This window comes from Pasteurella pantherarum (assembly GCF_049670885.1).
GTDB lineage: Bacteria > Pseudomonadota > Gammaproteobacteria > Enterobacterales > Pasteurellaceae > Pasteurella.
This window is the reverse complement of the sequence record NZ_CP187173.1, coordinates 639634-658627: the sequence shown is the minus strand read 5'-3', so window position 1 is coordinate 658627 and position 18994 is coordinate 639634. Positions and strand designations below refer to the sequence as shown.

Annotated in this window: 16 protein-coding genes; 5 read left to right on the top strand and 11 right to left on the bottom strand. The window is 39.7% G+C overall.

The window, feature by feature from the left end; all coding sequences use genetic code 11:
- Positions 1-203: 203 nt before the first annotated feature.
- Positions 204-1502 carry a citrate synthase gene (locus ACPEEM_RS03120; protein ID WP_424403731.1) on the top strand — a complete coding sequence of 433 codons (1299 nt, stop codon included), beginning with the start codon at positions 204-206 and terminating at the stop codon, positions 1500-1502.
- 140 nt (positions 1503-1642) lie between these two features.
- On the opposite strand, the gene ACPEEM_RS03115 is transcribed toward ACPEEM_RS03120, so the two are convergent.
- Positions 1643-2677, bottom strand: a complete 1035-nt coding sequence (locus ACPEEM_RS03115) for a branched-chain amino acid aminotransferase (protein WP_424403733.1) — start codon at positions 2675-2677, stop codon at positions 1643-1645.
- A gap of 458 nt (positions 2678-3135) precedes the next feature.
- Between ACPEEM_RS03115 and ACPEEM_RS03110 the strand changes: the two genes are divergently transcribed.
- Positions 3136-4023 (top strand): transcriptional regulator GcvA, encoded by an 888-nt coding sequence (locus ACPEEM_RS03110; protein WP_424403735.1) that lies wholly within the window; start codon positions 3136-3138, stop codon positions 4021-4023.
- On the top strand, positions 4016-5113 hold the full coding sequence (gene rlmM, locus ACPEEM_RS03105) for a 23S rRNA (cytidine(2498)-2'-O)-methyltransferase RlmM (protein WP_424403737.1): 1098 nt from the start codon (positions 4016-4018) through the stop codon (positions 5111-5113). The genes ACPEEM_RS03110 and rlmM overlap by 8 nt, the downstream gene beginning before the upstream one ends.
- A gap of 75 nt (positions 5114-5188) precedes the next feature.
- Here the strand turns inward: rlmM and ACPEEM_RS03100 are convergent, their stop codons facing one another.
- Positions 5189-5791, bottom strand: a complete 603-nt coding sequence (locus tag ACPEEM_RS03100) for a peroxiredoxin C (protein ID WP_424403739.1) — start codon at positions 5789-5791, stop codon at positions 5189-5191.
- Positions 5792-5957: 166 nt separating this feature from the next.
- On the opposite strand from ACPEEM_RS03100, the gene metC reads away from it, so the two are divergent.
- On the top strand, positions 5958-7151 hold the full coding sequence (gene metC / locus ACPEEM_RS03095) for a cystathionine beta-lyase (RefSeq protein WP_424403741.1): 1194 nt from the start codon (positions 5958-5960) through the stop codon (positions 7149-7151).
- Positions 7152-7386: 235 nt separating this feature from the next.
- Here metC and aroG read toward each other — a convergent pair whose 3' ends face one another.
- The 5 genes from aroG to ACPEEM_RS03070 form a co-directional block, all read right to left on the bottom strand.
- Complete coding sequence (gene aroG, locus ACPEEM_RS03090) at positions 7387-8472, bottom strand: 3-deoxy-7-phosphoheptulonate synthase AroG (RefSeq protein WP_424403743.1); 1086 nt, start codon at positions 8470-8472, stop codon at positions 7387-7389.
- Positions 8473-8606: 134 nt separating this feature from the next.
- Positions 8607-9860 (bottom strand): lipoprotein-releasing ABC transporter permease subunit LolE, encoded by a 1254-nt coding sequence (lolE, locus tag ACPEEM_RS03085; RefSeq protein ID WP_424407692.1) that lies wholly within the window; start codon positions 9858-9860, stop codon positions 8607-8609.
- Complete coding sequence (lolD, locus tag ACPEEM_RS03080) at positions 9861-10544, bottom strand: lipoprotein-releasing ABC transporter ATP-binding protein LolD (RefSeq protein ID WP_424404025.1); 684 nt, start codon at positions 10542-10544, stop codon at positions 9861-9863.
- A 16-nt stretch (positions 10545-10560) separates the two neighbouring features.
- Positions 10561-11751: a lipoprotein-releasing ABC transporter permease subunit gene (locus ACPEEM_RS03075; protein ID WP_424403747.1), complete on the bottom strand. Its 1191-nt coding sequence runs from the start codon at positions 11749-11751 to the stop codon at positions 10561-10563.
- Positions 11752-11833: 82 nt separating this feature from the next.
- Positions 11834-12784 carry a 2-hydroxyacid dehydrogenase gene (locus tag ACPEEM_RS03070; protein WP_424407690.1) on the bottom strand — a complete coding sequence of 317 codons (951 nt, stop codon included), beginning with the start codon at positions 12782-12784 and terminating at the stop codon, positions 11834-11836.
- Positions 12785-13007: 223 nt separating this feature from the next.
- On the opposite strand from ACPEEM_RS03070, the gene ACPEEM_RS03065 reads away from it, so the two are divergent.
- The gene (locus ACPEEM_RS03065; protein WP_424403751.1) at positions 13008-14885 is read left to right on the top strand and encodes an acyltransferase family protein; all 1878 of its coding nucleotides are present in this window, start codon (positions 13008-13010) and stop codon (positions 14883-14885) included.
- A 279-nt stretch (positions 14886-15164) separates the two neighbouring features.
- Here the strand turns inward: ACPEEM_RS03065 and kdsA are convergent, their stop codons facing one another.
- The 4 genes from kdsA to prfA form a co-directional block, all read right to left on the bottom strand.
- On the bottom strand, positions 15165-16019 hold the full coding sequence (gene kdsA / locus ACPEEM_RS03060; RefSeq protein ID WP_424403753.1) for a 3-deoxy-8-phosphooctulonate synthase: 855 nt from the start codon (positions 16017-16019) through the stop codon (positions 15165-15167).
- A gap of 12 nt (positions 16020-16031) precedes the next feature.
- Positions 16032-16823, bottom strand: a complete 792-nt coding sequence (locus ACPEEM_RS03055; protein WP_424403755.1) for a SirB1 family protein — start codon at positions 16821-16823, stop codon at positions 16032-16034.
- Positions 16824-16826: 3 nt separating this feature from the next.
- Positions 16827-17726, bottom strand: a complete 900-nt coding sequence (gene prmC / locus ACPEEM_RS03050; protein ID WP_424403757.1) for a peptide chain release factor N(5)-glutamine methyltransferase — start codon at positions 17724-17726, stop codon at positions 16827-16829.
- A gap of 159 nt (positions 17727-17885) precedes the next feature.
- Positions 17886-18968, bottom strand: coding sequence for a peptide chain release factor 1 (gene prfA, locus ACPEEM_RS03045; protein ID WP_424403759.1), 1083 nt, complete (start codon positions 18966-18968; stop codon positions 17886-17888).
- Positions 18969-18994: the final 26 nt, after the last annotated feature.

The window sequence follows — 18994 nt, the reverse complement described above, 5'->3', positions numbered from 1 at the left end:
CAAATCACTTTAATAAGCAACACTATTGTGTAACATTGTATTAACATTTTATGGTTTTTTTGATCCTTGTCGCACTTTGAAAGCACAACCGATTATTTACCATTTTTTTTCATCAAGAATAAAGACACCTCATAAAATTAAGGTTATATTGTTTAAAAATTTTATAACAAAACAACACAACTCACACAAAATAAGGATGAACTATGTCTGAATTAACTGCAAAATTGACCCTAAGCGATGGACGTGAATACGACCTACCTGTACACAAAGGTTCACTCGGTTACGATGCTGTGGATGTGCAATCCTTAGTCAAAAATAAACTTTTTACTTTTGACCCTGGATTTATGTCAACCGCCTCGTGCCGTTCTGAAATTACCTATATTGATGGCGATAATGGTGTGTTATTACACCGAGGCTACCCAATTGCGGAACTTGCAAAAAATGCAGACTATCTCGAAGTAGCACACTTGCTCTTATTTGGTGAACGTCCAACCCCTGAAGAATATAAAAACTTTCTTCAACTTGTCCGCCGTCATACCCTTGTTCATGAACAAATTTCGCGTTTTTTTCATGGCTTCCGTCGAGACTCTCACCCGATGGCGATTATGTGTGGTGTCAGTGGTGCACTCGCTGCCTTCTACCACGACTCTTTAGACATTAACGATATTTCACACCGTGAAATCACCGCCATCCGTTTGCTTGCCAAAATGCCAACCCTTGCTGCCATGTGTTACAAATATTCCATTGGGCAGCCTTTCATGTTCCCACAAAATCGCCTTTCTTACTCAGGTAATTTCCTTTACATGATGTTTGCGACCCCTTGTGAAGAGTATGAAGTGAACCCTGTGTTAGAACGTGCTATGGATAAAATTTTTATTCTGCATGCAGACCATGAACAAAATGCCTCCACCTCAACGGTGCGTACTGCCGCCTCCTCAGGTGCAAACCCATTTGCTTGTATTGCGGCAGGCATTGCTTCACTTTGGGGACCTGCACACGGTGGTGCAAATGAAGCTTGTGTGAATATGTTGGAAGAAATTGGCACGGTGGATCGTATTCCAGAATTTATTGCCCGAGCGAAAGATAAAAATGATCCTTTCCGTTTAATGGGCTTTGGGCATCGTGTCTATAAAAACTATGACCCACGAGCAAAAGTGATGCGTCAAACTTGCCATGAAGTGTTGAATGAATTAAATATTCAAAATCCACTGCTTGATGTTGCCATGGAGCTTGAGCGTATTGCCTTAAACGATCCTTATTTTATTGAACACAAGTTGTATCCAAACGTGGACTTCTATTCAGGCATTATCTTAAAAGCCATTGGTATTCCAACGTCTATGTTTACCGTGATCTTTGCCTTAGCAAGAACGGTCGGTTGGATTGCACACTGGAAAGAAATGTTTAAACCAGGCAACATGAAAATCGTTCGTCCACGTCAGCTTTATATGGGGAAAACCGAACGTCCATTTGAAGCGGTGGACAAAAGTGAATTAAATCGATAAATCCTATCGTATCCACAAAACCAAAACGGGAAACCAGCCAAAGGTTTCCCGTTTTCATTTCTGTTTACTGCAAAAGTGCGGTCAGTTTGAAAAAAGTTTTCATATTGACCGCACTTTTGTTTTTTTATTGGAGATGAAAATTAGTCGACTTTCACAATCCAGCCTTCTGGTGCTTCAATATCACCGAACTGAATCCCCACTAATTCATTATAAAGTTTTGTTGTGATTTCACCCACTTCCGTTTCAGAATAGAAAACATGGAAATGATCACCATATTGAATTCCACCAATTGGGGTGATGACTGCAGCCGTCCCACAAGCCCCAGCTTCTTTAAACTGATCTAACTGATCAATATACACATCGCCCTCTTCTGTTTCTAAACCAAGACGAGTTTCTGCCAAATAAAGTAACGAATATTTTGTAATACTTGGCAAAATAGAAGGGGAAAGTGGCGTTAAAAATTTATTGTCTTTCGTGATACCAAAAAAGTTGGCAGACCCGACTTCTTCAATTTTAGTATGGGTTGTAGGATCTAAATAAATACAGTCGCCAAATCCTTCTGCTTTGGCTTTTTTGCCTGGGTAAAGGCTTGCAGCATAGTTTCCACCTACTTTCGCCGCACCTGTCCCATGTGGTGCTGCACGGTCATAATTAGAGACTAAGAAATTGGTTGGTTTTAATCCACCTTTAAAATAAGCACCGACAGGACAGCAAAAAATGGAGAAAATATATTCTGAAGCAGGATTCACGCCCACATTATCGCCCACACCAATCAAAAATGGACGTAAATATAAGGTTGCACCCGTACCGTAAGGGGCTAACCATTCTTGGTTGGCTTTCACCACTTGTTTACAGGCATCAATAAACATTTCAGTAGGCACTTCTGGCATTAACAGACGTTGGCAACTACGCTGAAGACGTAATGCATTTTGATCTGGGCGGAAAAGGTTAATTGAACCATCTTTACAACGATAGGCTTTTAAGCCCTCAAAGCATTGTTGTCCATAATGCAATGCCGTTGAACCTTCACTAATATGTAATACGTTATCTTGGGTTAATTCCCCCTTAGACCATTTGCCATCTTTCCAATAAGCAATGTAGCGATAATCCGTCTTAATATAGCCAAAACCTAAATTTTTCCAATCGATATTTTTTGTCATTGTTATCACCTTCATAGTTGTGTTCGAAAATACTGTTCAATCTACACCATTCTGCAAAGCTTGCAAATATTTGCCCTGAAAAAAATCTGAGCAATCAACCAAATAGCAAAAGGAAAATGAAGTTAAACAAGAAATCATGGTGGGATTGTGCTAGAATTCAGCCCATAAAAAAACACCGCTCAAAAGAGCGGTGTATAACCAAAAAGGGTTTAAATAAATATACAGGAAGTGAAAATAAGTAACTTCAAAAAAAGTTACCCTGTTTGGTTTCCCAAACAATATGCAAACACAACATCATACTTAAGTCCGAAACTCTTTAACCAGTAAGGAATTACCAATCATTAAGTATGCGTGCATTGTAGTGAAATGTTTGAGAATAGACAAAAGATATTTTTTTATTTGATACATTAGAAAAACTAATGCGAAAGAAATCTGATATATTATAGATCAAAAATTTAACATTGAGAAGAATTATGTGTAAACGTTTGCCTCCCTTGAATTCATTGAAAGCATTTGAATCTGCAGCAAGGCATTTAAGCTTCACCAAAGCCGCCGAAGAACTCTTTGTCACACAGGCTGCGGTGAGCCATCAAATTAAACTGTTAGAAGATTTTTTAGGCATTGAACTGTTTAAACGTAAAAATCGTGCCTTAGCATTAACGGAATTAGGCAAAACCTATTTCACTGATGTGAGCAAAATTTTACATCGTTTAGCAGAAGCCACTGACAATTTATTGGCACAAAAACAAAATAAACATCTCACCATTAGCGTGCCACAAACCTTCGGGATTCAGTGGCTCGTCCCACATTTAAGCGAATTTAATAAATTACATCCAGAAATTGAAGTGCGTTTAAAAGGGGTGGATCACGATGAGGGATTATTAAGCAAAGAAATTGATATTGCTATTTATTATGGACAAGGAAACTGGGATAATCTGCAAGTTGAAAAATTAGTGGAAGAAAATCTCCTCATTCTTGGCTCGCCAAAACTATTGGAACAAAAACCGATTCACACAAAAGAAGATTTAACCGCCCATACCTTAATTCATACCTATACCCGTGATAACTGGCAAAATATGGCAAACCTTTTGCAATTAGAGGATTTAAATATTAAGCAAGGATCCCTCTTTAGTCATACCTTTATGGCATTACAAGCGGCTATTCATGGACAGGGTTTAGTGCTTGCAAATCGCATTTTAGCACAGCAAGAAATTGATAATGGACATTTACAGATTGCATTACCCACGATGCTAAGAGATCCAAAATCTTTTTATGTGGTGAATCATTTTGAAATAAATGATGAACGTATTCAGGCATTCCGTGCTTGGATCATAAAAACAATGAAACAACATAATGAATAAATTAGCTTTATATTGCCGTATCGGCTTTGAAAAAGAAGTCGCCGCAGAAATCACTGAAAAAGCCACCGCACTGGCTATTTTTGGTTTCGCTCGTGTACAAGAAAACCGTGGTTATATCATTTTTGAATGCTATCAAGCAGGCGATGCCGATCGCCTTGCCAAAGAAATTCCATTCAACCAATTGATTTTTGCTCGTCAAATGGTGGTGGTTTCAGATTTATTAGCGGATCTTTCACCAGAAGATCGCATCAGTCCCATTGTGGCACAATATCAACACGTTGCTACTCAAGTGAATCTCAAAAACAGTAGCGACATCTTTGTTGAAACGGCAGATACCAATGAAGCAAAAGAGTTATCTGGCTTTTGCCGTAAATTCACTGTACCACTGCGTCAAGCATTAAGAAAACAACAGTGGCTTGTTAATGACAGTAAAACTCGTGGCGTAACGTTACACGTGTTCTTTGTTACCTCAACGAGCTGTTATGTCGGTTATTCTTATAATCACAATCATTCTAGCCATTTCATGGGAATCCCTCGTTTAAAATTCCCTGCAGATGCCCCAAGCCGCTCCACCTTAAAATTGGAAGAAGCGATTTTAACCTTTATCCCTAAAGCACAAGAAGCGAACCGTTTAAAAGACAGTATGTATGCGGTCGATCTTGGTGCTTGTCCTGGTGGCTGGACATACCAATTAGTAAAACGCGGCTTATTTGTGTATGCCGTCGATCATGGCAAAATGGCAGACAGCTTACATGAAACAGGACGGATTGAGCATTGTCCCGAAGATGGCTTTAAATTCCAACCACCCAAACGTAGCAAAATTCATTGGTTAGTGTGTGATATGGTAGAACAACCTCGCCGTATTACCCAGTTAATCAGCAAATGGCTTATCAACGGTTGGTGTCAGGAAACCATTTTCAATTTGAAATTACCCATGAAAAAACGTTATTTAGAAGTGCAACAATGCTTGCAACAATTGGAAAATACGCTCGAAGAACAAGGCATTGCTTTCCAGCTTCAAGCCAAGCATTTGTATCATGATCGTGAAGAAATCACCGTGCATATTGCAGTAAAAGGGCAAGCACAGTAAAAGTGCGGTGGTTTTTGAAAAAGTTTTAAAAAACAAAAGGCTAATCAAAAGATTAGCCTCTTTTTTGCTTTTAAATTAAAGCTGTTCAGCGTGCTGTTTTAAGTATTTTGCTACGCCTTCTGGGCTGTCTTGCATCCCTTCTTTACCTTTCTCCCATTGTGCTGGGCAAACATCACCATGCTCTTCATGGAATTGTAAGGCATCTACCATACGCAACATTTCATCAATGTTACGACCTAATGGTAAATCATTCACGATTTGGTGACGAACAACACCCTGTTTGTCAATTAAGAATGAAGCACGTAGTGCCACACCCGCTTCAGGATGCTCAATACCGTAGGCTTGGGCAATTTCGTGTTTAACATCCGCCACTAAGGCATATTTCACTTCGCCGATACCGCCATTTTCAACGGGGGTTTTACGCCATGCATTATGGCTAAATTGTGAATCGATAGATACACCGATGATTTCCACGCCACGTTTTTGGAATTCTTCATAACGGTGATCAAATGCGATAAGTTCTGATGGACATACAAAAGTAAAATCAAGTGGATAGAAAAACACAACGGCGGCTTTACCTTGGGTATGTTGTTTAAAATTAAATTTATCAACAATTTCTCCGTTACCTAACACGGCTGATGCTGTAAAATCTGGTGCTTGACGAGTGACTAATACCATAGTAAAAAATCTCCTATTAAAAAAATTGGTTAAATCATTTTGCATGAATAAAAAATAAGCAAAATGAACGCAATCATTGTAGGTAAGGTTAAGCCTGTTAGATAGTTGGTTTTACCTATCGCAACAATTATTATTATCTTATTTATTCTTTTAAATGGAACACAACATGACAAAAACATATTCCCAAACCACTGCACTGATTCATGCTGGACGTGATAAAAAATTCACCGCAGGTAGCGTCAATCCTGTTATTCAGCGTGCCTCTTCTCTTGTGTTTGACTCACTGGCGGATAAAAAACACGCCACCATCAACCGCACAAAAGGGGCTCTTTTTTATGGCAGACGCGGCACATTAACACATTTTGCATTGCAAGATCTGATGACAGAAATGGAAGGTGGAGAAGGCTGTTATCTCTACCCTTGTGGAGCAGCGGCAATTAGTAATGCCATTTTATCTTTCGTGCAAGCAGGCGATCACATTTTAATGACTGGTGCGGCTTATGAACCGACACAAGATTTTTGTAATCAAATCTTAAAAAAACTCCATGTAGAAACCACCTATTACGATCCGTTAATTGGAGCGGATATTGCCTCTCTTGTACAAAAAAATACTAAGGTGCTGTTTTTAGAAGCCCCAAGCTCACTCACCATGGAAGTGCCTGATATTCCTACTCTTGTCCGCACGGTGCGAGCCATTCAGCCCGAAATCATCATTATGATTGATAACACATGGGCGGCAGGGTTGTATTTTAATGCCCTTGCACATGATATTGATATTTCTATTCAAGCAGGCACAAAATATTTAGTGGGTCATTCTGATGTGATGATCGGCACTGCCGTAGCAAATAAACGCTGTTGGCCGACCTTGCGAGAACAATCTTATTTAATGGGACAAACCGTTTCTGCCGATTGTGCTTACATGACCGCAAGAGGCATTCGTACCCTTGATGTTCGTTTGAAACAACACCACGAAAAAAGTGTTGAAGTTGCCCAGTGGCTAGCAACACGCCCTGAAGTCAAAACCGTATATCATCCTGCACTGCCAAGCTGTCCGGGGCATGAATTTTTCAAACGTGATTTCACAGGCTCAAGCGGTTTATTTTCTTTTGAATTACACCAAAAATTAACCCAAGATCAATTGGAACGCTTTATGAATCATTTCCAATTATTTAGCATGGCGTATTCTTGGGGCGGATTTGAGTCGTTAATTTTGTACAATCAACCTGAAGAAATCGCTCGCATTCGCCCGAATATCGAACGTAAACTCACAGGCACATTAATTCGAGTGCACATTGGATTGGAAGATACCCAAGATCTTATTGCCGATCTCAAAGCAGGTTTTGAACGATTAGCCGCTTAAAGTGCGGTCGATTTTGACAAAATTTTGAAAAAGGGCTTCTGTGTAATCAACTATGAAGCCCTGTTGATCGCCAAAGCGATTTCAGCCACCTAACAAAAAGCAAAAGGCTGATTTCAATATTTCATTGAAGTCAGCCTTTTAAATACCGTGGCTTAACAACCTATTCTCACGTATCCCATATAAAATGCCTCATTTTTCTTATTTAGGCATCGCACATCAACGTGAATTTGGGGTATTATTTTGTCAGTTGACGACGAGCCAAGACAGCACTTGAAAGTGCAGCAAGCACTTCTTCACTGTCGTCCCAGCCAATACAGGCATCGGTAATACTTTGACCATAAGTGATTGCCTTACCATCAACCAAGTCTTGACGACCTTCCACCAAATGGCTTTCAATCATCACACCAAAAATTTGTTTTGATCCTTTGCGAATTTGATCACAAACGGATTGGCAAACATCTAGCTGTTTTTTGAATTGTTTACAGCTGTTAGCATGGCTGAAATCAACCATGACATGAGGAATACGACCACTTTTTTCAATATCGGCACATACTGCATTCACATCTTCTTCACTATAGTTTGGACCTTGCTCCCCACCACGTAAAATAATGTGGCAATCCTCATTCCCTTTCGTAGATACAATCGCAGAATGACCAAACTTGGTTACTGATAAGAAATAATGCGGTGCTTCTGCGGCACCCATGGCATCTAAGGCAATTTTTACGCTCCCGTTCGTGCCATTTTTAAATCCAACGGCACAAGATAAACCTGATGCCAATTCACGATGCACTTGTGATTCTGTGGTTCTTGCACCAATAGCCCCCCAACTCATGAAGTCTGCGACATATTGTGGCGTGATCATATCTAAAAACTCACCTGCTGCTGGCACCGATAAATCATTAATATCGGATAATAATTTACGAGCAATCCGTAAACCTTCATTTAATTCAAATGTACCATTTAAATTCGGATCGTTAATTAATCCTTTCCAGCCTACCGTCGTGCGAGGTTTTTCAAAATACACTCGCATAATAATTTCGAGGGTGTCTTGATATTTTTCACGCATGGCTTTAAGGCGACGTGCATAATCAAGGGCAGAGACAGGATCATGAATCGAACAAGGTCCAATAATCACTAATAGACGATCATCTTTTTGATGAATAATGTCATGGGCTTTTTTACGGGTTTTTCTAACGACCTTAACGGCAGTTTCACTGGCTGGAAATTTTTCTAATAATGCCACTGGCGGTAAAACTTGTTCAATTTTATCAATTCGGGTGTCATCATTTTCAATATAAATTTCATTCTTATATTCAGTCATGTTGTGCTCACTTACTTCTAATAAAAAAGGGTTGAATCCTTAAAGGTTAATCATGAAAAGTTTATCAAGTTCGGTCAACTTAACACATAATATTGCACTAGTAAACTAGTTTACCGTGCAATTTTTGCACTATTCTAATGACTGCTCAAAACTTGTGCGGGTTGTAATTTTGCTGCTCGATTTGCAGGGTACAAACTCGCCATTAAACTTAAAATTAATGCTGAAAGAAAAACAAAAAAAACATCTTGCCAATGGAGTTCACTCGGTAAAAAATCCACAAAATAAATCCCATCTGATAATAATTTACGTCCTATCAGCCATTCTATACCTTGAATAATTTGCGTCAAATTCAAGGCCAAAATAATACCGAGAAAGATTCCAATTAAACACCCTTTCATGCCGGCTTGCAAGCCATACCAAATAAAAATTCGCTTAATAAATTGATTATTTGCCCCTAAGGTTCGCATGATAGCAATGTCGCCTTGTTTATCTTTAACCGCCATAATCAGTGTAGAAATAATATTAAAACACGCCACTCCAATCACTAACACCATGGCAATGTACATCACCGTGCGAACTAACTGGATATCTCGATACATATAACCGAACTTGCTGATCCAATGCTGTGCATATAACGCTTGTGGATAGTTTTTCAACATTGGGTATTGCAGGCTTTGAACAAGAAATGGGTGTTTTACCCTGAGCTCAATCCCCGTTATTTGTGATGTTTTTAAGCCGAGTAGTTGCTGGGCTTGCTCAATAGGCAATAATGCATAGCTGTGATCTAACTGCCCTTCTAAACGTAAAATACCACTAACTTGAATACGGTGTCTTTGTGGTTGCGAGAGCTGTTTTTCCCCTTGGTTTTGCGAGATCAGTAAGCTGACCCAATCCCCAGCTTTCACATCTAATTCCCTTGCAATACCATAACCGAGAATTAAGCCACTTTGTGCATTAAAGCGTTGCCATGCGTTATCTAACACGAAGTTTCCCAATGCACTGACTTGATCTTGGGCTTGTTTTTCCACCCCTTTCACTTGTACGACTTTTAATTTTGCCCCATTCTCCACTAAAGCGGTAAACCCCACATAAGGTGAAATGCCTTTAATCTCGGGATGCTCAGACAACACACGTTTGAGATGATATTGTGATTGAATCGTGCGATCGCCTTGCTTATCAGGATAAGCCCCGATGTCCACATGTGGCACCACCGCTAAAATACGCTGATTTAATTCGCGTTCAAACCCATTCATCGCACTTAAGCCAAGAATTAACACCGCCACACCTAAAGCGATCCCTATACTTGAAAAGCGAGAAATTAAAGACACTAAACGATTTTTTTGTTTACTACGTTGATAACGCCAACTAATAAAAAAAGGGGTGTTCATTTAGAGCTCCTCACGCAATACGCCATCTTGCATAATTAAGCGACGAGATAATTTCTCCGCCAACCCTAAATCATGGGTAACAAGTAAAAAAGCGATATTTTGTTCGTGATTGAGTTGCTGAATTAACTCAAAAATACTTTCTGTGGTTTTTCGGTCAAGATTTCCTGTTGGCTCATCAGCTAAGACTAATGCTGGTTTATTCACTAAAGCTCTAGCAATAGCCACACGCTGACGCTCTCCACCAGACAAAGCAGACGGGCGATGAGAAATACGATGTGATAATCCAACAGACTTTAGCATTTGCTCTGCTCTGGCTTGTGCTTCACTTTTATTTTGTTTGCCGATCAACATAGGCATCATCACATTTTCCAGTGCAGTGAAATCAGCCATCAAATGATGAAATTGATAGACAAACCCCAAATATTGATTACGCAGTTTGGCTAACGCATTTTCATTCGCCTGTTGCAAGGATTGCCCATTAATAAATACCTCGCCACTATTAGGTTGATCCAATCCTCCTAGTGTATGTAATAAGGTACTTTTTCCTGATCCCGAACTCCCCACAATCGCAACCAATTCCCCTGCATCCATTGAAAATGACACGTCTTTCAACACATGGGTATACTGACTTCCTTCTTGGTAAAATTTATTGATTTTTTGACAATGTAATAAATGCTGACTCATTGATTGTTCTGCCCTGTTATTCATAACGCAATGCTTCCGCAGGTTCTATTTTCGCGGCACGATATGCGGGATAAATGGTTGAAATAAAAGAAAGTAATAAAGAAAAACATATGATTATACTACTTTGTACGAAAGACACCGATGTCGGTAAAAAGACACCTTGTGAAACAAATAAGCTGATGATGTGATCTAAATTCAAGGCAACGATAATCCCCAATAGGGCACCAAGGGTGGTTCCCACTAACCCCACTAACAAACCTTGATAAATAAAAATCGCTCTGACTTGTGCCTTATTTAAGCCTTGCGTTTGTAAAATGGCGATCTCGCCTTGTTTATCCACCACCATTAAACTCAAAGACGTAATAATGTTACATACCGCCACCACAATGATTAAGCTAATTAATAACCCCATCATGTTTTTTTCCATTCTGACAGCTTGGAAAAATTCCCCTTTCTGACTCCGCCAATCCACAATTTGCCATTGTTCCTTAGGATAAAATGCAGGTAAGGCTGTAATTTGAAAAGGATCGGCTAAAAACAAACGATAACCCTGCACTTGATCGGGCGTAATTCGCATCAAACGCCCAATATCCGACAAATTAGCAAAGACTTCATAGCCCGATGCTTCACTATTGGAATAATACATATCCGAAATGGTAAAAAGACGCTGTACGGGGACACGACCAAAGGGAGTGTATTGGCTATTGTCGGTAATCATCACTCGCACTTTATCGCCAATATTTAACTTTAATTTTTGAGCCAATTGGCTACCAATAATTAAATTAAACTGACCGGGCGACAATGCTGATTCAAAAGATCCACTAAACACATCGGATAGCAAAGCATCATCACTGAAGTGCTGAATACCAATCATACGTCCTGCGCTAACACCCGAATGGGTTTGTAAAATCACATTGCTTTGATTAATCGGCACCGCTTTTTGCACAAAAGGCGGAAGTGAAATCGGCCCTTCGGCTAACCTCATATAGCCACTATTGGGCATCACAATCGCATGGGGAAGATGAGATAACACCAGCCTCTTATGGTGTTGTTCCAACCCATTCATGACCGAAAGCACAATAATCAGTGCCATCACCCCTAAGGTAATCCCAATACTCGCAAGCGTGGTAACTAATCGCCCAAAACGATCCGCACTTTTCGCTCGCCAATAACGTAACGCAATAAAAAAAGGAACTGAAAATCTCATGATGACCTAAAAATTAGTGATAAAAAATATCGTGTTATTATTGCATAAAGCCCTTACAACAACATCACGATATTTTGATTTATTATGCGGTTAACTCATTATGCACAAAATCTTCAATATTTTGTGTCACTTTATTGACTAACGTAGTTACCGCACTGTCTGATGCCCAAGCAACATGTGGGGTCACAATTAAATTTGGTAAACGCGTAGCTGCCTGAATAATCGGATTATCTTTTTCAGGTGGCTCTTTACTCAGCACATCGACTGCCGCCCCCGCCAAATGCCCACTTTCTAAAGCATCAACTAAGGCTTGATCATCCACTAGTGGTCCACGCCCCGTATTAATGAAATACGCCCCTTTTTTCATTAAACAGAATGTCTCTTTATTCATTAAATTTTGTGTATTCTCCGTCAATGGACAATGCAAGGTGAGGATATCCGCTTGTTTTAATACTTCTTCAAAAGGCATATAACCTTCACGGCAGTGGGTGGCACCTTTATGTTCAGCATAAATCACCTTCATACCAAGTGCGGTGGCTAAACGACCAATTTCACGACCTAAACACCCTTTACCAATCACGCCTAATGTAGATCCTCTAACATCGGTGATAGGATAATCAAAATAACAAAATTGTTTGCAATCCGCCCATTTGGCAGAAAGCTGATCTCGATACCAACTCATTATGCTGTGCTTCAAGGCAAAAATCAGTCCTAAAACGTGTTCTGGCACCGTTGTTTCAGAATAACCAGACACATTTTTTACACAAATGCCTAATTCTTTTGCCGCAATCAAATCCACATTATTTGTCCCTGTGGCGGTAATCGCAATCAGTTTTAAACGGGGTAATTGTTGCATTACTTCACGACTAAAGACCACTTTACTCGTCACGGCAATATCTGCCTCTTTCATACGCTCAATCACGTCTTCTGCGGAAGTCTGTTCATATTCAATCCACTCATGCTCAACCTTTGGACGAGGAATCGGAATATGTTTTGGAATGGCGGTACTATCAAGAAAAACAATTTTTAACATAAATCACTCCTTTTATAGCAAATAGGCAAAGAATTTCTATTTTGTGCAATTTCTCATTTAATGGCAAATATAAATTTTCACTTTTATGAATGCACAATCATTAACCAAAGAAAAAAATGTGCTATTATGTCGCCCGCTTTTTTCTTCATAAAAGCCCCTTTTTATTTTATTGATACCACGATGGTCATTTTTCTTCATATTTTAAAAGGAAATAAAATTTTTCATGCGTCATCTTGCTTACCGACCTGAAGTCGATGGACTCCGGGCCCTTGCTGTACTTTCTGTTCTCATTTTTCACTTAAATTCAAACTGGCTACCAGGTGGGTTTCTCGGCGTTGATATTTTCTTTGTGATTTCAGGTTTTTTAATTACGAAAATCATCACCAACGAAATTTTAGACGGCCGTTTTTCTTACAAAGAATTCTACACACGTAGAATTAAGCGTATCTATCCCGTCTTTATTTTAGTGATGGCATTGGTTTCGATTGTGGCATCTCTCATTTTTTTACGCCATGAAGCCGAACAATTGCGTAAAACCATTGAATTAGCCACTGTCTTTTTCTCGAATTTCTATTTGTCTTATCGACAAGGTTATTTCGACCTCAGTGCGAACGAAAATCCAATTTTACATATTTGGTCATTAGCGGTTGAAGAACAATATTATTTGCTTTTCCCCCTTTTTCTGACATTGGCTTATAAAAAATGGCAAAATAAACACACTTTCCGATATATCATCATCGGCTTGTTTATTATATTTACCTTGTCTTCTTTAATTCCAGATGAAGCCTATGCTCGCCTTTTTTTGTATAACACCTACTATATTTCCACTATTCGATTTCCTGAATTGCTGATCGGCTCCTTTTTAGCCATTCTTCCCACCAATTCTGCAAAGACAAGTACTAAAAATGCCTTACTGAGCTTATTGTCTGTGACGGGGATCTTGTTTTGCTTAGTGTTTTACCATAAAGATATGCCTCACTTACCTGGGGTCATTTTATTCATTCCTTGCTTGCTCACGGCAAGCCTGATTTATTTTTTGCAAACAGACAGCCTCACCAAGCGTCTCTTTTCATTAAAGCCTGTTGTGTTTATTGGTAAAATTTCCTACTCATTGTATTTATTCCATTGGGTTTATATTGCCTTTGCGTATTACATTACTGGTGAAAAAACCCTAAGCAATAACATTATTTTAATCATTGTGTTGCTTTCCTTTACTTCCTCAATTTTGACTTACTACTTGCTTGAACAGCCTATTCGTAAATCAAAAATGCACTTTAAACAGGCTTTTCTTTTCCTCTATTTATTACCCTCGTTAGCAGTGATTGGTTACAATTTAGCAATGCGTTCTTCCATTAAAAAAGCCAAAGAGCATTGGGAAACCTCCACGGCACAAGTGCAAGAAAATCTTGAAAACCCGCATGAAGCCAAAATTCTCACGATTGGCGATTCCCATGCGGACCACCTCTACCACTTCCTCAATTATGTAGGCAATCAAGAAGGGTGGAAAAGCGATATTCTTAATGTGGGGGATTGTATTTTATTTGTGGACAGCACAGGTAAACTCAAAGAAGAAAATGCTGAATGTATGCAATATTGGCAAAAAGTAGAGCAATACCCTGTCATCTTTATTTCGTTGTTTTATGACATCAAACGAGGCAATAAACCTGTTCCGCGTTTCTTGCCAGAAAGTTTCGTGTTAGCAAACTTTGATGACGAATTTCGTGCAACGGTTAAGCATCTAGCCAAAACCAAAAAAGTTTATGTGTTTGCGAATAATATGTCGCTAACACGTTCACCACTCAGGGAATTTCGTTTAGCTCGATTTGGTATTGATAACTACTTATCACCAATTCAAGAAATGGGCGATATTCGTGCCAGTAATGAACAAATTAAAGGGCTTGTGGCAGATATCCCAAATGTGACATGGGTCAATGCTACCCAATATTTGCCTAATGATCGCTTTACGGTGAACGGTCAACCTATTTATGCAGACCAAGACCACTTCACTCATTTTGGTTCTTATTATTTAGGTAAACAATTTAAACAATATGAAACCTTATTAAGCCAAGAAGAGATCAACCGCCTTTACTTGCCTGATTAATCGCCTATTTCGTGCTAACTCACCTCAAAATGCCCTACTTCCCTCGCACAGCATGAATAAAAGTGCGGGGGATTTTAAAAAAGTTTTTTAAAAAAGTTTTTGGTGGAAATAAGCCGATGAGCGATCGGCAAATTAAACAGGTGAGCCCACATGAAGGGAGGTTTTCCCTTAGACTGAAAAACAAAAAGGCGGTGTTTTGGATAAACACTCGCCTTTTGTCATAACCTTGTACCACAACATTCCCCATACCTGATGGGGAATTTTTTCAGTGAAAACTGATTAGTTTGACGTATCGAGCACGGGGAAGCTTTTGATTAAATCGTCCAGTGCTTTCATTTGGCTAACAAATCCTTCTAATGCAGAGAGTGGCAGTGCAGAAGGTCCATCACATTTTGCTTGGTTAGGATTCGGATGGGCTTCAAGGAATAACCCTGCCAATCCCACAGCCAGACCTGCTCGAGCAAGTTCAGTCACTTGTTCACGACGTCCACCTGAAGCCGCCCCGAAAGGATCACGGCATTGTAAGGCATGAGTCACATCAAAAATCACTGGGCAACCTTGAGACACTTTTTTCATAATGCTGAAACCAAGCATATCCACGACAAGGTTGTCATAACCAAAGTTAGTACCACGATCACATAAAATCACGTTATGATTGCCACATTCTGCAATTTTTTCCACGATGTTGCCCATTTGACCAGGGCTTAAAAATTGGGGTTTTTTCACGTTAATCACCGCCCCTGTTTTTGCCATCGCTGCCACGAGATCGGTTTGTCTGGCTAAAAATGCGGGTAATTGAATAATATCGACCACTTCTGCCACTGGTTCACATTGATGCACTTCATGTACGTCAGTAATCACTTTTACACCGAATGTAGATTTTAATTCTTGGAAAATTTTCAGCCCTTGTTCCATGCCCGGTCCACGGTAGGAATGAATAGATGAGCGGTTTGCCTTATCAAAAGAGGCTTTAAATACATAAGGTACACCAAGTTTTTCCGTCACCTTGACATAGGCTTCACAAACTTGCATTGCCATATCACGGCTTTCGAGTACGTTCATGCCGCCAAATAACACAAAGGGTTTATCGTTGGCAATTTCAATCTTATCTAAGCAAATAACCTTGTTTTTCATGCTTTTTTCCTCTTAATGAAATAAATAGCTGTCTTGGTCAAACTCTTCTACCCGTGTTTTTAATAACACGGCTGTCGGATCTTGTGGGCATTGATCAATAAAATATTCAAAATCCTCTTTGGCAACATGATAGCACCCCATTTGTGCTAACACTAAGCCACGATCTCGAATTTCATAAGGATCTTTCGGATAAAAAACCATTAAATAATCGATGTAGCGTAATGCTTCACCATTTCTTTCTTCTCGAATCAAGGCATTTTTGGCAAGTTGGCGAAAACGCCCCAATAAATCATGGCAATCTGCAACCGCTAAGGTATCCGCCATTAAGGGAACACCAAATCCCATTGCCCCTTCATACCATTGATGTAATAAACGTTGTGGAATGTATTTGCCATCCCAAGGATCGATAAATGCCACTTCGCCTTCAACATCGGCACGTAATACCAATTGTGTCGGGAAATTAACAGGATATAAAGGCAAATCCAAGCGTTCCGCTAAATAAAGCAGAATGGCTCCTAAACTTACAGGCATACCACTTCCTGTCTCTAACACATAAGCAATATCTAAATTATCTGCTAAATAATACTGCTCCGAATCGCAATAAAAGCCCCATTCGCCATAAAATAATTGTAACAATAAATGGATTTTTTCTTTTGTATCCATGTCCTTTGGAATGGCTTTGCGTGCTTTACGGACTAAATGTCCCATGACTGTACGAATACGTACATTTTTACCTTCTTGTGATGATATTAAATGATGAAAGGAACACATTTCATCATATAAGGCTTTTCGAATATATTTCATCGTTTATCCCTCGATACAAGCTGAGGTCACTCGCTCATTATGTCCATAATCTTGTAAAGTTTGAATTTGTTGCCAACCATTTTCTGCAAAAATTGACCGCACTTTTTCCCCTTGTTGCCAACCATGTTCTAATAATAATGCCCCCTTCGGTTTTAAAAACAAAGGGGCTTGTTCAATAATATGGCGAAGATCCGCATAGCCCTGCTCTGCCGCAACAAGGGCGGAAAGAGGCTCAAAACGGACATCACCCAGTGCTAAATGCGGATCTTTCTCGTCAATATAAGGTGGATTGCTGACAATAAGATCAAACGGATGATCAGGAGAGAGTTCATCAAACCATGTACTTTGTAAAAATGTTGCACTTAACTGATTGGCTGTGGCATTTTCTTGTGCCAATGCTACAGCTTCCGCAATGCGATCCACGCCCACAATCCTTAACCTTACCCCACACTTTTGGGCAATCGGTTGTAATTCTGAGGCTAATGCCAATGCAATTGCCCCCGTTCCAGTGCCTAAATCTAACATCGCCAATTCCCCCGAAAAGTGCGGTGAATTTAAACGCTGTTTTGCCATGTCTAACGCCTGCTCAACAAGAATCTCGGTATCAGGACGAGGAATTAAGGTTTCCGTTGATACTTTTAATGGCAATGACCAAAATTCTTTTTCTCCGACAATATAGGCTATCGGTTCCCCTTTTACTCGGCGTGCTAACACTGCACTAAGCTGTGCTAATTCGGTTGCGGTAAGCAGCGTTTCTGAAAATGCTAAAATGCTCGCTTTTGAACGTTTCGTCACAATTTGCAATAAAAGAATGGCTTCCTGTCGTCCATTCATTGAAGGATTTTCAGTGACTGTTTCCTGTAACTGAGTTTCCGCAATTGTAAGCCATTGTTTATAATCCATATTTTTTCTCTTGGTCAAATCTGCAAGGGAATGGCGTTCTTCTCGTACTCGCACCATTATACAACGAATCAATCATAGAAATGGGAAAAGAGACAAGATAAATAAAGACACAAAAGGCAAAATACCTGAAACATATTCTGCCTTTCTTGCTATTATCTATTATGCTTGTTCGGACAACGCTGCAAGCTGATCCGCTTGGTATTCTGTGATAATAGGCTGAATGAGTTCGTCGATTTTCCCATTCATCACTTCATCTAAACGATATACCGTTAAATTAATACGATGATCGGTTACCCGACCTTGTGGGTAGTTATAAGTACGAATTTTATCTGAACGATCACCCGAACCTAATAGGTTACGGCGAGTATCGGCTTGAGCTTGTTCTTGACGTTCTTTTTCCGCCTGAACAATACGTGAAGCCAAGACAGATAAGGCTTTCGCTTTATTTTTATGTTGCGAACGCTCATCTTGACACTCCACCACGATCCCCGTTGGAATATGCGTAATACGCACGGCTGAATCGGTGGTGTTAACGTGCTGACCACCCGCCCCAGATGAACGATAAGTATCAATACGTAAATCAGATGGGTTAATTTCAGGTAATTCCGATTCTGGCAATTCTGGCATCACCGCCACGGTACAAGCAGAAGTATGAATGCGACCTTGAGATTCTGTTTTCGGAACACGTTGTACACGATGACCACCCGATTCAAATTTCAGCTGACCATACACGCCTTCGCCACTCACTTTCACGATGATTTCTTTGTATCCGCCTTGCTCGCTTTCATTAGCACTTAATACTTCTGTTCTCCAACGTTTGCCTTCTGCATAACGGCTATACATACGGAATAAATCACCCGCAAAAATCCCTGCCTCATCACCACCTGTTCCCGCACGGATTTCTAAATAGCAATTGTATTCATCATTCGGATCTTTAGGTAACAATAAAATTTGTAATTGTTGTTCAACTTGTTCGATTTCTGCTTTACATGCTTCAATTTCTTCTTGAGCCATCTCTTTCATGCTAGGATCATCAAGTAGCAATTGTGCTTCTTCCATATTGCTATTTAATTGATTCCAACGTGCAAAGCATTTCACCACATCTTCTAATTGTGCATATTCTTTTGAGTAGGCTCTAAATTTTTCCTGATCACTAATCACTGAAGCATCGCCCAATAAGGCTTCTAATTCTTCATGACGCTCTTTTAAACTGTCTAATTTACTAATAATTGAGGGTTTCATTGATTAACCTTAAACAAATTAATGAA

Bases quoted from the DNA above. Each gene is read 5' to 3' on its own strand.
- prfA (WP_424403759.1), bottom strand. From the start codon at position 18,968: ATGAAACCCTCAATTATTAGTAAATTAGACAGTTTAAAAGAGCGTCAT.
- ACPEEM_RS03075 (WP_424403747.1), bottom strand. From the start codon at position 11,751: ATGAGATTTTCAGTTCCTTTTTTTATTGCGTTACGTTATTGGCGAGCG.
- ACPEEM_RS03120 (WP_424403731.1), top strand. From the start codon at position 204: ATGTCTGAATTAACTGCAAAATTGACCCTAAGCGATGGACGTGAATAC.
- ACPEEM_RS03100 (WP_424403739.1), bottom strand. From the start codon at position 5,791: ATGGTATTAGTCACTCGTCAAGCACCAGATTTTACAGCATCAGCCGTG.
- ACPEEM_RS03065 (WP_424403751.1), top strand. From the start codon at position 13,008: ATGCGTCATCTTGCTTACCGACCTGAAGTCGATGGACTCCGGGCCCTT.
- kdsA (WP_424403753.1), bottom strand. From the start codon at position 16,019: ATGAAAAACAAGGTTATTTGCTTAGATAAGATTGAAATTGCCAACGAT.
- ACPEEM_RS03115 (WP_424403733.1), bottom strand. From the start codon at position 2,677: ATGAAGGTGATAACAATGACAAAAAATATCGATTGGAAAAATTTAGGT.
- ACPEEM_RS03055 (WP_424403755.1), bottom strand. From the start codon at position 16,823: ATGAAATATATTCGAAAAGCCTTATATGATGAAATGTGTTCCTTTCAT.
- aroG (WP_424403743.1), bottom strand. From the start codon at position 8,472: ATGACTGAATATAAGAATGAAATTTATATTGAAAATGATGACACCCGA.
- lolD (WP_424404025.1), bottom strand. From the start codon at position 10,544: ATGAGTCAGCATTTATTACATTGTCAAAAAATCAATAAATTTTACCAA.
- ACPEEM_RS03070 (WP_424407690.1), bottom strand. From the start codon at position 12,784: ATGTTAAAAATTGTTTTTCTTGATAGTACCGCCATTCCAAAACATATT.
- metC (WP_424403741.1), top strand. From the start codon at position 5,958: ATGACAAAAACATATTCCCAAACCACTGCACTGATTCATGCTGGACGT.
- rlmM (WP_424403737.1), top strand. From the start codon at position 4,016: ATGAATAAATTAGCTTTATATTGCCGTATCGGCTTTGAAAAAGAAGTC.
- ACPEEM_RS03110 (WP_424403735.1), top strand. From the start codon at position 3,136: ATGTGTAAACGTTTGCCTCCCTTGAATTCATTGAAAGCATTTGAATCT.
- prmC (WP_424403757.1), bottom strand. From the start codon at position 17,726: ATGGATTATAAACAATGGCTTACAATTGCGGAAACTCAGTTACAGGAA.
- lolE (WP_424407692.1), bottom strand. From the start codon at position 9,860: ATGAACACCCCTTTTTTTATTAGTTGGCGTTATCAACGTAGTAAACAA.